The 14,788-nt window shown below is 69.5% G+C and carries 3 protein-coding genes; 1 reads left to right on the top strand and 2 read right to left on the bottom strand.

All coding sequences use genetic code 11. The features are described from left to right. Positions 1 to 981 (top strand): lipocalin-like domain-containing protein (locus tag VF631_RS01640; RefSeq protein ID WP_431848518.1); only part of this gene is annotated, 981 nt, incomplete at its 5' end. Here the strand turns inward: VF631_RS01640 and VF631_RS01635 are convergent. Together VF631_RS01635 and VF631_RS01630 are read right to left on the bottom strand one after the other, a co-directional pair. Beyond that, positions 982 to 4,083, bottom strand: a complete 3,102-nt coding sequence (locus VF631_RS01635; protein WP_431848517.1) for a CHAT domain-containing protein — start codon at positions 4,081 to 4,083, stop codon at positions 982 to 984. It lies immediately after the preceding gene. Positions 4,084 to 4,086: 3 nt separating this feature from the next. Then, on the bottom strand, positions 4,087 to 14,787 hold the full coding sequence (locus tag VF631_RS01630; RefSeq protein ID WP_431848516.1) for a beta strand repeat-containing protein: 10,701 nt from the start codon (positions 14,785 to 14,787) through the stop codon (positions 4,087 to 4,089). Position 14,788: the final 1 nt, after the last annotated feature.

Raw genomic sequence — 14,788 nt, 5'->3', positions numbered from 1 at the left:
CCCAACATCGCGATCCGCCTCCCGCGCGATCACGGCTCCCATCCCGATTTCCGCACCGAATGGTGGTACGTCACCGGTTGGCTGCGCGATCCCGACGGCAAGCCGCTCGGCTTCCAGGTCACCTTCTTCCGCTCGCGCCCGGCGATCGCGTCGGCCAATCCCAGCGCCTTCGCCCCGCGCCAGGTCCTCTTCGCCCATGCCGCCTTGTCCGACGCCGCGACGGGCAAGCTCCAGCACGACCAGCGCGTCGCCCGCCAAGGCTTCGGGATCGCCGAAGCCGCGACCGCCGACGGCGCGATCCGCCTGCTCGACTGGAGCTTCGCGCGCCGCCCGGACGGCAGCTTCCGGACTTCCGTTCCCGCGCGCGGCTTCGCCCTCGATCTTGCGTTCCAGCCCAGCCAGCCAGCCATGGCCAACGGCCAAGGCGGTTATTCCCGCAAGGGCCCACGCCCCGAACAAGCCAGCTATTACTATTCCATGCCGCACCTGAAGGTCAGCGGAACGATCCTGCGGGCGGGTAAGCGCGTGCCCGTCACCGGCGAAGCCTGGCTCGACCGCGAATGGTCCTCCACGCTGCTGCCGGAGAATGCGGTCGGCTGGGACTGGGCGGGGATCAACCTCGACGACGGGGCTGCGCTGATGGCCTTCCAGGTGCGCGGCAAGGGCGGCGGCCCCATCTATGCCGGCGGCACGTTCCGCCGTCCGGACGGCTCGCAGGTCGCGCTCGGCCCGGATCAAGTCCGTTTCATCCCCCGCCGCCGCTGGCGCTCGCCGGCGAACGGCGCGCTCTACCCCGTCGAAGCCGAGTTCATCGTGCGCCTACCGGATGGCGAGCGCCGCTTCCCTCTCCGCCCCCTGTTCGACACCCAGGAACTCACCGGCGGCCCCGGCATGCCCACCTACTGGGAAGGCGCAGTGACCACGCCCGGCGGGCGGGGGTATCTGGAATTGACGGGCTATGCGGGGGCCTTGACGCTGTGATTACCGCCGCGCGACCTTCTCCCCGCCGCCGCTTGCTTCCGCCTGCTTCGCCGCCGCGATGACCGGGGCGGAGCCGTCGCCGATGATGGCGAAGCCGGACCAGTAATAAGGATGCGAGGTGTCGGGCGCGTCCATCAGCGGGATTTGGGAATTGCGCAGCGCGGTGGCGGTGGCGGTGCCGGCGGGGGACTGGAACAGGCCGGTGATGAGGCGCTTGGTGGCGTCGAAATCGTCCGGGACCGGCCAATGGCTGGCGATAACCGAGCGGCCGCCGGCGCCGACGAAGGCGCGGACCAGGCCGTCCAGCGCATAATCGCCGCCGGTAGTGAGGCCCGCTTCGCGGGTCGCCGCGACCGTTGCCTTGCCGGCGGTGTCGCAGGCCGACAGGATGATGAGGTCGGCGTCGAGCTTCAGGTCGTAGATCTCCGCGAAGTTGAGCAGGCCGTCGGACTCGCCCTCGCCGAACGAGGTCATCAGCGCCGGGCGCGCCGGGCATTCGGGGCGGGGCGCGGTTACGAGGCCGTGGGTCGCGAAATGCATGATGCGATATTGCGACAGGTCCTCGCGGCGCTTGATCGCCGTGTCGGTGAAGGCCTCGCCGGTCACGATCTGCGAGCCGCTATCGCCGACGATCTGGCTGGCCGAGTAGAGCTCGTCCGGGTCGATCGGGCGGGTCCACTCGGCAATCGACCATTCGCAGGTCGCAGCGCCTCCGGCCGCGCTTCGCGTCGCGGCGGCGGCCTGAACCTCGCCCGCCGGCACCACATTCTGGCCGAAACCGATATAGTCCTTCTTGGCCGCCGAGCGCGCTGCGCGGCGCACGTCGCGGAAGGCGCGGGCTGAGACGGCCGTGCTGACATCGCGGTCGCGGCCCAACCATTTCACACCGGTGAAGTCGAACGCATTGTCCTCCGACAGCTTGGCGCGCGCCTGGTAGGCCGCAACGCCGGCGCCATCCATCACCAGCAGGTTGGGCGGAAGGCGGAGCATGCCACCGTCCGGTTCGAAGATCAGGTGCGTACTCGACGCAAGTTCCGCGCCCACCGGCTCGAACAAGGCCGCATAGAGTTTCTGCGCGCGAACCACGTCGAAGGGGAAGGTCTGGATCTGACCGTCCTGGACCTTGGTGATGCTGTCGCGGATCGCATCGACCTGCCTGTCGAGCTCGCGCGGAGTGACGCCGAGCTTATAGGCGCGCGCGGTCGTCGGCGTGACGAACATGCCGTAACCGGCATCCGAGGTCATCACCATCTTGTAGTAGGTCTCGCCGGCGCGGAGCTCCTTCTGGATGTCCTCAAGGCTGAGCGCGCCGCTCGAAACCACGCGATAGCTTGGGAATTCGGCGAGCTTGGCCTGCGTCGCGACCTGGTCGCGCTCGGCCGCCGCGTTGCGGGCCTGGAGTTCGGCGAGCCGCGCTGCATCGCCCTGTGTCGGCTCGGTCAGCGCCGACAGCCGCGAGATTTCGACGCGATTGCGTTCGATGTCGCGGGTCAAGGTCACCGCCTGGCGAAACAGGCGCGAGGCCTCGCCGCTGCCGCCGGAAAGCTCGCGCGCCAGCACCGCCTGCGTCTGCGCGACCCCGGGGCGGATCAGGATCTGGCTCGCCTTGAACATGTCGGCGACAGCTTGCGGCTGATCGCCGCGCGCGGCGAGCAGCGCGAAATAGGGCGACAGCCCTTCGCGCAGCGCGGGCGATGCGGACGCATCCTCCGCGTTGGTGTCGACGATCTGCTTGAACAGGGCAAGCGCCGACTCGGTCTGGCCGGTGCGCGCGTGGTAGGAAGCGAACCGCGCCTGCGTGTTCCTGAGCGCGACGGAGGTCGGATAATAAGCCTCGAGGAGGGCGATCGCGGCCCGGTGCTGACGCTCGGCCTCGGGCAGGTTGCGCCCCTGCTCCGCGATCGAGGCGAGTTCACCGATCAGCTGCGCTCGCATCCATACGGTCGAGGCGACCCGCCCGCCGCGCACGGACGCGAGCTGGCCTAGCGCCTGGTTGATCGACGCCGCCGCCTGCGTGGGCTGCCCTTGCAGGCGCTGCGCCGTGCCGCGCAGATACTGCGCCTGCGCATCGAGGATCAGCGCCTTCTCTTCCGGCAGCAGACCACCCCCGGTGCCGCCGAGCTGCCGCCCGACGCCGGCGTCGGCGTTGAGCTGCGCCGCCGTGGCCTTGTCGATGACCAGTTGACCGATCGAGGTCGATCCTGGCGCCTGATAGCGCGGCATGGCCCGGCCGAGTTCGGTCACCGCCAGCTTGGTGCGGCGCTGGTTGAGCAGGTGCATCGTCCGGTAGTTGCGGAGCATTCGGGTCAGCACCGGATCACTGCCGACCATCGTCGCCGCACGTTCGAAGCGGTTGTTCGCCTCGGCGTAATTGCCAAGGTTCGATTGCTGCAGGCCTTCGTTGGCGAGTGCCTCGGCCTGGCTCGCGCCTTCCCCGCCCAGTAGAGTGGCGAAGAATTCGGCGGATTCGGCGTAGTTGCCGGCATTGTTGCGGCGATAGGCTTCGGCGAGCGCCCGCTGCGGATCCAGCGTGCCGGCCTGCACCCGAGCAAAGGATGCGGAGTCGCCCGCCTCGGTCAGAGCAACGGAAATCTCGCCTTCCACCGGCTTATCGGCGAGGATCGTGCGCAGCCCGAGACGCAGTGCGCTGTCATAGCCGGCAAAGCCTTCCGCCACGTACAGCGTGCCGCGATTGCGCACTGCATAGGCGCGGTAGCCGACGTCGGCGTTCTTGAGCGTGCAGTTTATCACCTCCGCCGCGCCCAGTCCCTCGACCTGCTGCGACTGCGCAGGCTGGCACGCCGCCTGTTCGCCGCGCAGTGCGGCCAGCCTGGCCGCCGGATCCTCACCGCGCAGCTTCAGCGCGTAGAGCCGCCCAACCGGGACCGAGGCATCGCGGCAAGTCACCGCGTAAGCGCGGTCAAACATGTCACCGATCCCCTTGTCGGAACCTGCCACCTGCGCGGAGCAGAGCACGCCGGCCCCGGTTCCGATCCGGAAGCTGTCCTGCAGGCTGATCGGCGGCTCGGCGGCGGCGGCGGCGATTGGCGTGAGCGCGAACGCCGCCACGCCGGCAGCGAGGATGGGAGTGAGGGAGTTCATGGCTCAGTTTCCTTCGGGTTCGCTGACCGGAGCACCGCCGGTGGCGGAACAGGGCGTGCCGGCGGAACGGATCCCGCCCGGCGTGTCGCAAGCGTCGTCGTCTTCGCCGTCCGTCCAGAGGGTCGAGTCGCCGCCGCTGGCGACGGGATCCTCGATGAGGGACTCGTTGGCGATCTGGCCGGTGTCGACGATGCCGATGAACCCGGCGCCGAAGCCGGAGCCCGGCCCGCCATCGCCATCGCCATCATCCTGCGCCGCGGCAGCCGAAGTCGCGCCCGTGATCGGCCCGAGGATCACTTCCGATCCGGAGACCGGCGGCGGAGCGGAAGGCGGCGTCGGCGGCGGCGGCGGCACGGGGACCGCCTGGCCGATGGCCAGATTGTTGAAGCTCGATCCGCTCGTGAAGTTGGCGCTCGCATCCGCGCTGTTGAAGCCGAGCCGTTCGAACAGCGCCGCGCCGCCGGTGAAGGTGCCGTCCGCATTCTGCTGGCGGCCGAACGCGACCACCGTCACCGGGGTTTGCGGTTGGGACTGACCCGGCCCGGTCGCCGATGTCGCGCCGAGCACGTCGAACGCAAAGTTCGCGCTGCGGCCATTCAGAGTGGTGGCGCCTTGGAAGCCGTTCGAGAGGTTCGGCCCGACCGCGAAGTTCGGGAAAACCGACACGGCAACCCGATAATTGCCAGGCGCGAGCGAGCGCTGCAGGAACACGTCAAAGTTGAGACCGGTTGTCGGGTCGCTCGGGACGTTGCTGCCGCCGTCGTCATTTTGCCCCACCAGCGCGCCCGCTGCGTCGAACAAAGCGAGGATCGGGTCGAAGCCGCCGGCCGGGATCGACTGTCCCCGCGCGTTGGTCCCACCCGCATAGGAATAAGAGCGGAGCGTGACGTTGGACTGGCCGGAGACGGTGAAGTCGAAGAACAGCACTTCGTTTGCCGTCTGCAACGTCCCGGTGAAGGAGAAGCCGGTGGTTGGGGTACCCGTTCCGCCGCCGGTTCCGCCGCCCGGATTCTGGGTCGGCGTCATCCGTCCGATCAGGAGTCCGCCGCCGCCGACCGTGAGGCCGGCGAACTCGGTCGCGGTGCCCGTATTCTGGACGAAGATGCGGCCGCCGCTGAGCAATTGCACGCCGCCGGCCTGGATAAAGCCGGCTGGGGTCGCCGCACCGTTATTCGTTCGAAGCGCGGCGTCGCGGCCCTCGAAGTTGGGATTGGCCGCGAGTTGGTTGGCGAGCGCGCTATCGGTCACCGCGATATTGTCCGACATGAGCTGGAGGATGCCGCCGAGCTGATTGCTGGCGTCACGCATCGTGATGCTGCCGGTGGGCGTGATCACCTCCAGGCGCTCGGTGCCGGTGATGGCAACCCGGTCGGTCGCCGCCGCGCCGTTGACCGCGACCGCGCCTTCGACACGGACCCGGCCGGGCGTGGTGAAGGTGACGGTCGAGAAGCCGTTTGCGGCCGAGCCGTTGAGCGTCAGCGCCCTGATCAGGAGATCGGCGCCGCGATTGGGGTCGCTGCCCGCCGCCGCGGTGGCGAAGTTCAACGCCGCGCTGCGAATCCGGCCGATCTCGGCCTGGGTCAGCGTGTAGCCCTGTCCTTCCTCGGTGCCTCCGATCACGACCTGACGGCCGTTCGGGACGGCGGTCAGGTTGACCCCCGTTGTCGTTCCATTGACGCCGAGGAACGCGCCCTGGCCGATGTCGATATTGGCCGAGGTTAGGTTGATACGAGGCGCCGACAACGTGACCGAGTCGGTCCCAGGAGTCTCGTGGCTGAGGGCCACCGTTCCACCCGAGGTTGCGGTGATGGTGCCGGTCGAACGGATCGAGCCCGATCCGACGGCGGCGAAGTTGAGGTTGCCCGAAACATTCGCATTGGTGTCGCCAAGCGTCAGAGTGCCGCGATCGGCCCGGATCGAACTCGCGCCCGCGGAGTCGCCGACCGGGGCGCTCGTCACCCCCAAGGCCGCCAGGGTGCGTGGGCCGGCGCCGCCGGTCGCCGTCATGGACAGCGTCCCGATCGACGCGGGCCCGCCGGAGAGGTTGACGCGCGTTTCGCCGTAAAGATCGCTCGCGGTCGCGTTGTCCCCGGACACGCGGCTGCCGTTCGCGGTCAGCGTCAGCGAGCCGACGGTAACGTTGGCCGGGTCGCTCGTCCCCGCGAAGGGACCGAAATCGGCAAAGGCGAGGCCGCCGCCGCCGCGCCCGGTCGCACCCGTCGCAGCGCTGCCGCCGCCTGCGCCGCCGAGCGCGCCGGTGCCGTTGGCGGTGAGCTGCGCGGAGGTGACGTTGAGCCGCGCGCCGCGCGCGAACAGGGTCACCGAGCCGCCAAGGCCGTTGCCGCCCGCGCCGCCGGCGCCGCCGGTCGTGCCGGTCCCGCCGGCGCCGCCGCGCCCGCCGGTGCCGTTGGAGGCAGCCGTGAGCGCGCCGATCTGCGCCTGCCCGTTGCGGGGCGCCGTTCCGCCCTGCGCGCCGCTGATCTGGCCGACCGAGACGATTCCGCCGATGCCGGCTCCACCGGCGCCGCCGGTTCCTCCCGCAGCGTCGGTGCGAGCGGCGCCGGCGCCGCCCTGGCCGCCGGTTCCGCTCGAACGCAGGTCGGCCGTGTCGACCGCGAGCGCGCCGCTGATGCCTTCGGCGACGAGGAAAGTCTCGCCGCCACGGCCGAAGGCGCCGGCCGCCCCGCCGCCGCTCGAGCCACCTTGGCCGAGTGCGGAGACAGTCACCGTGTCGATATCGATGACGCTCGCATTGGCCGTCGTGGCATTGGCGGCGTTGAACGCCGTGGCGCCCGCCTGGCCGCCAGTGCCGGAGCCACCGGCTCCCGTTGAGCCGGCACCACCCGTGCCGTTGCTGGTGGCCGTCGCGGATGCGGCGACCAGCCGCCCGTCACGCGCGGCGATCAAGGCGCCGCCGTTCGGGTTCAAGACCTCGCCGGTATTGGCGCCGCCTTGCCCTGAGCCGCCGGTCGCGCCAGCGCCGCCGACGCCGCTTGCATCCACCGCCACGGATCGCAGAGTCGAATTCCCGCCGGTCGCGCTCGCCAAAGCGAGGCCGCCCCGTCCGGCGCCGCCGGCACCCCCGGTGTTGCCGGCCCCGCCCGTTCCGACCGCGCTGACGGTGAAGGTGCCGATGCTCGTATTGGTGACGTTTGGCGCCGCTTCGATGGTGCCGCCATTGATGGCGACGAGTTGAGCCCGTCCGGCGGTCGCGTTGCCGCCCGCTCCGGTTGCCGCCTGACCGCCGCTGCTGGCGCCGCCGGTGGCGTTGGCTCGAACGAAGGAACCGGCCACCAGGTCGGCTTGGGCCTGATCGCCGCGGATCCGCACGGTGCCGCCATTGGCCGCAACCGTTGAAGAACCGCCGGTCGCGCTGCCGCCGTTACCCGCGCCAAATCCCGCGCCGCCCTGGGCGGCGGCGCTGATGCCGATGGTCGAGCCGACGGTCAGAGTGCCGCCGCCCTGCGCGAAAACGGTTTCCGATCCGCCCGTCGCGTTGCCGCCGGTGGTCACAACCGGCGCGGTGGCGACGAACGAGCCACCGGAAGCGCCCGCATTGGTCGAGATGTTCTGCCCGACGAACAGCGTACCGCCGTTCGCGCCGATCACGACCGTGCCGCCCTGCCCGTCGCCACCGCGCTGGCCGCTGACATTGGTACCGCCATTGCCCGAGACGCCCGCAAGCAGCGATCCGGTCGAGACGTCCGTCGCAACAGAGGCCGCAGTTCTGACCGTGCTGCCGGCGAGCGCCAGCACGCGCGCCGTTCCGCCCGTGCCCTTGCCGGCAATGCCGTCGCCGCCGCCCGTATTGTTGCCGCCGCGACCGTTGGAATTGAGGAAGATGCGCTGCGCGTCGACCGTGCCGCCGTTCTGCGCGACAACGGTGGTGAGTCCGCCCGTGCCGTCGCCGCCGTCCACGCCGGACCGATTGACGTTCACCGTGCCGATCGCGGTGAGGTTCAGCGCCGAAAGCGTGTTGAGGCCCGGACCGGTGATGCTGATCGCGCCGCCATTGGCGAGGACCTGCGCGGTACCGCCGAAAGCCGCGCCGCTGCCGTTGCTGATGCCGTCGCTGCTGATCTCCAACGTCCGGAAGGTGACGCTCCCCGTGTCCGCGTCAACCTGGCCCCTGCCGGCGCGGGCCTCCGAATCCGAGCTGCCGCCGCTCGCCGCCTGCGCGATGCCGTCGGCGAAGATGATGACGTCGCCGCCGTTGATCTGCCCGCCAGCCGTGCCGCGCGTGGCGACCACGACGTTCCCGCCCTGTGCCGCCCCGCTGCCAGCATTGTCGCTCGCGATGCCCCCGAAGCCGGAGGCGTTGAGAGTCGCGGCGCCGAAGCCGATCACCCCGCCCCCGAGCGCCGTAACCTCGACCTGGCCACCGGTGCCCCTGCCGCCGTCAGTCCCCGTGCCGCCCGTTCCCGTCGCCACGGCCGAGACGCTGCCGTTCACCGTCAACGTTCCGATGGGGGCGAACAGCACGGTCCTGCCGCCAACCCCGGCACCCCCGGCTCCCGGCTGAGTGGAAATCTGCCCCCCGCCCCGGCCGCTCGCATCCGTCACGACAGGTCCGGTAATGGTGATCGACTGCGCGCGGCTCGCCTGGCCGGCCGCAGTGGTCAGAATGAAAGCGTTGCCGCCGGTTCCCACACCGCCCTGAGCCGCGCCGTTCACGCCGCCTCCGACACCTTGGGCGCGCACGGTCGCACCGCCGCCGATCGACAATTGCCCGCCCGCGTTGGTGGAGATCAACGCCCTCCCGCCGGTTCCGTCGGAAGCGACCCCGCCGTTGCCGGAACCGGTGTTGAAGCCGCCGAACCCGTTCGCTTCGACTGTCGCGGCTCCGGCAATGGCGAGCGTGCCGGACTCGCTCGCATCCAGTCCGGCCTGTCCGCCAATTGCGGTCGGGCCGACCACATCCGCTCCGCCGCCGAAGGTCGGGTTGGCTGTCGCGCTCACGGTGGCGGCGCCACCGATCGTGACGGTTCCGCCCCGCGCGAAGATCACTGCTTGGCCGGCAGTGCTGATCGCCGGAGCCGCCGCGCTGCCCGACGCACGCGCATCCGCCGCCGCCGTTGCGCTGCCGGCGATCGCGAGCGTTCCGCCGTTCTGGGCGTACAACAAGGCCTGGCCGCCGGTTTGGCTTTCGCCGGCGCTGTTGCTCGCCTGGCTGAACGCGTTCGCGATCACGAAGGCGTTGCCGCCGATCGTGAGGGTCTCGCCGGCGACGCGCGACGCGATGTGCGCGCGTGAGCCGCCCTGAATGCGAACGTCGCCGCTGAAGTCCGGCGTTGCGGTGTCGCTGGCGGCGAGGAAGTCGGTGGTCGCGCGGCCGGTCACGTTGGAGGTGAAATTGCCGCCCGGGATCAAGAAATTGGCAGCGGTTGCAACCACTGGCTGGCTGCCGAACAGCGGGATCGGCGATTGGGCAGGCTCCCCGGACATGGCCATGAAAGCCGAGCCAACGTTGTAACCCGCCGATAGCACGATCGCGTCATCGCGGGCGCCCGTCCCTGTTGGCGCGTCGAAGCCGACGGTGCCGGAAACAGTCGCGGTGATCGGCTGGTCCTTTGGCGCCGCTACCATCGTGATGCGATGATTGTCGGCGAAGCTGCTGCTTCCCGGCCCGCCGGTCGAGCCGGTGTGAACGAGCGGCGCCGAAACGCTCGTTCCGGCCAGTACGCCGACGCTGAGCCCCGGCGTAAGGTCGACCTGTTCGGCGGCGACATAATCGACCGATCCGTTGACGCGTACAGCGCCGCCGATCTCAAGCCGCGGCCCGGCCAATGCAACCCAGCTGCCTTCCGAAAGCGCGTTGATCCGCGATCCCGCCGCGGTGATGATCGGGACGGTGCTGCCCGATGCGCCGCGCAGCCGGATGAGGCCGTTCGCGCCAACGAAACTGCCGCTGTCGTCAGTCAACGGATCGAGGCTGGTGAGCAGCAGCCGGCCGACGTCGAACACCGCGGTCGAGCTCACGAAAATCCCGCCTGGCGCGTAGAAGGCGACGGTGCCGCCCGGGCCGGTGACGTTGCCGGACGCGTCGCGCAGCTGGCTGACGACACGGCCGTTGAAGTCGACGCGGCGGCTGGCGTCCGCGGGAATGATTCGGTTCAGGACGGCGAAGTTCGTGATCGACGTGTCGTTCTGGAAGATGCCGGTATGGCCCTGCGGCAGGAAGTTGATCGGGCCGGAGCCCTGGTTGTCGGTCGGCGTCCAGTTGATGATCGCCGTGGGGGCCTTCACGGTGATCGTGTCGAGGGCGTCGCCGCGCGCGATCGTCACGCGCGTTTCGTCGAACGCAGGCGTCCCTGCGAACGCACCATTGCCCACCGGAGGCGGCGGCGGAGGCGCACTCGCGCAGCCGTTGTTGACGTTGCAGCCGTTGAACTCCGAGGCGGCCGTATAGGTCGTCGGCTGCTCTTCCGGATCGCCCGTCGCCGTGCCGAAATTGACCTGCGCGAAAAAGGCGTCGCCGGTGGTGAAGGTGCCGTCGCCATTGGCGCGCCGGCCAAAGCCGACCAGATCGATCGGGCCGACATTTTCGGAGTCGATGAACAGGCCGGCAGCGCCGACGGTCAGCCCAGCGAATTCGGTCGCGGTTCCCGTATTCTGGATGTAAACGCCTTCGCTTCCCGCTTCGCCATCGGTTTCGATGATGATGCCGCCGGCTTCCAGATAACCGGCGGGGTTGACCGGTCCGTTGTTGGTGCGCAGCGCCTCGTTGCGGCCGGCAAAGTTGGGATCGGCAGCCAATTGCGCAGCAAGCGTGGAATCCGCCACCACGATGCGCGATGAATCCAGCGACAGGAGGCCGCTCAGGCTTCCGTCAGGCGCCGTCATGCGGATTCCGCCCGTCGGGGTGATGAGTTCAAGCCTGGTGTCCGATCCGATCGCTAGGCTGTCGGTCGCCGCCGCGTTGACGAAGTCGACCTTGCCCTCGATCCGGACAATGCCGTCAGCAAACAGGTCGATGGAGCCCGTGCCGTCGCCTGTAGCCGTCCCCTGCAGGGTTAGGTCGCGGATCAGAACTTCGGTTTGGGTGGGGTCGTCGAAGATTCTGTCGACTTGGATGGATATGTCGTCAGCCTGCAATCGGGCGGCTTCGGCGCGGGTCAGCGTGTACCCGGCTTCTTCGACGTCGCCGCCGAAGACGGCCGGGAAGTCCAGCTGCTCGTCGGCAAACAGGCTGATGAAGTTGGTATCCGCATCGCCGACCAGACCACCGACTTCGATTCGCGAAGAAGTGAAGAACATGTTCGGGGCGGCAACCGCGACTGCATTCGCGGGCGCATTCGCGTGAGTGAAGGAGAGCAGGCCCGATACGCGCGCGTCGATCTGGGTCGCCGCCCGGATCGTGCCGGTTCCGACCGCCGCGAATTCGAGATCGCCGACCAGGTTTGCGTCCAGTGTGCCCGCACCGCCGTTCGCGGTGGTGAATGTGAGCGCGCCGTTACTGGCGCGGACGTAATTGGGGTCGTTGGTCGGGCTCACCCGCAACGTCTGCGGATCGAAGCCGAGCGCAACCGCGTTGCGCGCGGTCGCGCCGGACACGTTCATCGTAGCCTGGCCAATGTTCGCCGTGCTGCCGATCAGATCGAGCTGGACGTCACCGGCTTGATCAAACTGCGTCGTGGCGGTGGCGCCGACCGAAACCGAGCGCAGACCTCTCGTATCGAGGTTGAGCGAGCCGATCGTAACCGTTGCGCCAGCAGTGGTCACGGCATTCGCGACCGTATCGAAGAAGGGAGTGAAGTAGGCGCCGACGGAGCCGCCCGCGCCGCGCCCACCGGCTGCGCGAACGTCGCCGCCAAGCCCTCCTGTGCCACCGTTGCCAAACGCAATCAGACTGGCTCCATTGCTGACCGTGAGCGTGGCGCCGCGCGCAAGCAAGGCGACCGCGCCGCCAATGGCGTTGCCGCCGAGTCCGCCCGCTCCCGCAGTGGTGCCGTTGCCGCCATCGCCGCCGGCGCCCCCTGATGCGTTGGCGGAGGCGCTTATACCTCCGAACCGCGCAGCGCCGGCCTTGGCCGCATTGGGCGTGTCCGTGGCGCCGCTGACCTGACCGACAGTGACGAAGCCGCCGACCGCAGCTCCCCCGGCACCGCCAGCCCCGCCCGGACCGCTCGTGCTGCTTGTTCCTGCCCCGCCCCGACCACCGAGTGCCCCGGCCGTGATGACGGCGCTTACTACATCAACGGTGCCGTTGATCGCTTGCGCGGTGATTCCCGCCTCGCCGCCGAACGCCGCGCCGCCGGCCTCACCGGGCGCGCCGTTGCCGCCATTGCCTTGCGCTCTGACCGTGACATTGTCGATGTCGACCAGGCTCGGCCCGTCCTGGGCGACATTGTCGCCCGGTACCGAACCGTTGAAAGCGGTCACGAACGCATCGCCGCCGCGGCCGATGCCGCCCGGCCCAGCTCCACCGGCGCCGCCGGTGCCGACCGCGGAGATGGTGAGGCCCGTCCCAACCACTTGACCCCGCCGCGCAGAAACGAACGCGCCCGTGGTCGAATTCGGAGTCGAGGGGGTGTCGAACCCGCCGCCGCGACCCTCACCGGCGATCACGCCGAAGCCGCCCGTGCCACTCGCAGTGATGGTGGCGTTCCCGAAGTTGACCCTGCCGTCGACCGCGAACATCTGCGCGAGCCCGCCCGTGCCGGCCCCACCAAAGCCGCCGTTGTCGAAAACGCCGCTGCCGCCGATGCCCGCCGCGGTGATGGACAGGTTCCCGGTCGATGTCACCGTCCCGTTCGACACCGCGAAGACCTGCGCCACGCCGCCCTGGCCGTCGCCGCCCGAAGTGCCTCCGCCCTGCGACATGGTGCCGCCGCTGCCGCTGGCGCCGACCGAGGAGCCTGTGCCGACATTCACCGCGCCGCTGCTGGAAGCAGCGATCGTCGCGGTGCCGCCGACGCCGCGCCCGCCATTGCCGGGCGTGAAGGAAGGGCCGCCGCGGCCTTCGGCCTCGACATTGGCCGCGCCGGCGATCGTGACCGCGCTGCCGCTGTTGAATGCCTCGACCACGGCAGTGCCGCCTGTCCCCGTACCGCTGGCGTTGTCGGATCCGCCCTGGCGCACTCCGCCGAGCCCGTTCGAACTGACGTTGGCGGTGCTGCCGAGCGCGATGGTACCGCCTCCGCTCGCCTGCACAGCGGCGCGGCCGCCGGTTCCGTCCGGCCCGTCCTGTCCCTGGAACGTCGCCCCGGCGAACCCGCCCGCGTTGATGCTGACGGCGCCATCGACCTCGACCCGGCCTGTTACGGCGAAGATCTCCGCCCGCCCGCCGGTCGCATTGGCGGAGTTGGTGCCTCGTGTGCTGGCGTCGATGGTTGCACTGCCGCGAATATCGACGAGAGAGTTGGCGCCGGTCGCCTGGATCGTCGATTCGTGGCCGAAATTGGCAACGCTGCCGCTACCCTGAGTCGAACCGGGCGCATCGCCGCGCAGGTTGGACACAAGCGCATTGCCGAACACGTTGATCGTGCGTCCGCTTTCCGCCGCGATGAAGGCACGCTGGCTGCCGAACAGCGAAACGTCCTGGACGAACGTGGTGTCGTTGCCGAGGGTGGTGCGGACCGCGGCATCACCGGTGGCGCGGGCGCGCAGGTCCGACGAGTAGGTGCCGCCATTGACGACGGCGTTGGCGAGTATCCGCTGGCCGGTGGTCGGATCGGTGACGTTGACGGGATTGGTCGCGATCGTGCGGCCGCTGACATTGTGGCCGGCGGACAGGATGATCTCGCCATTCTCGACGGTGACGCTGGTCGCCGGGTCGAATCCGGCCGAGCCCTGCAGCGTCAGGGTGATCGCCTGGTTCTTCGGAACCGCGACCATGTAGATGATCTGGTTGTCGCCCGCGCCCGTGGAGGCCGGCCCGCCGGTGCTGCCGATATGCTGGACGGCATTGGCGACTGGCGTGCCGGTCAGGACGTTAATGTCGAACAGGCCGTTGTTGACGACGACGTCCACCGACTCCGCGGCGATGTACGCGGCCGATCCGTTCACCCGCACCGCGCCTTGGTGAATTACCTGCGCGGCAACCATCGCGACCGTGCTGCCCTCGGCAACCGCGTTGATCTGGGATCCCGGCGCCGTGATCACCGCGGCCGTGCTCCCCGCCGCGCCCCGTAGCGAGAGGTTGCCGGTCTGCGGGTTGACGAAGTTGCCGCTGCCATCCGTGAGCGGATCGAGCGTGGTCAAGAGCAGGCTGCCCACGTCGAACGTCGCCGTCGGTCCAACGAAGATGCCGCCCGGACTGTAGAAGGCGACACTGCCGCCGGAGCGGAAACTGCCGGTCGAGTCCTGAAGACGGCTGACGACGGCGCCGTTGAACTGGATCGGGCTGTTTGCGTTGGTCGGAACAATCCTGTTCAGGACCACGAAGTTCGGCAGGTTCGGATCGTTCTGGAAGAACGCCCTTGCGCCCTGCGGCAGGAAGTTCAGATCGTCGACCGTCCAGTTGATCGTGGTGCTCGGCACCTTTACCGTGATCGAGTCCGTGTTCGTACTGCGCACGATATCGACCTTGGTCGGATCGAAGCTCGGCGTTCCCCGGAACGCGCCAGCGCCATTCTGCGCGTGCGCCTCATCGGTCGCCGGCATCAGGGCCAGCGCCATCCCGACCGCGGCCGAGACCAGCAGCGTCTCACGGCGATTGCGGAACCCCGTGCGACGGACGGCGATGTGTGCGAGCTCGGTCATG

The sequence above is a fragment of the Allosphingosinicella sp. genome, from assembly GCF_036387615.1.
Lineage (GTDB): Bacteria > Pseudomonadota > Alphaproteobacteria > Sphingomonadales > Sphingomonadaceae > Allosphingosinicella.
Note: the sequence above shows the minus strand (reverse complement) of the source record. Positions and strands in the feature narration are given on the sequence as shown.

Bases quoted from the DNA above. Each gene is read 5' to 3' on its own strand.
- VF631_RS01635 (WP_431848517.1), bottom strand. From the start codon at position 4,083: ATGAACTCCCTCACTCCCATCCTCGCTGCCGGCGTGGCGGCGTTCGCG.
- VF631_RS01630 (WP_431848516.1), bottom strand. From the start codon at position 14,787: ATGACCGAGCTCGCACACATCGCCGTCCGTCGCACGGGGTTCCGCAAT.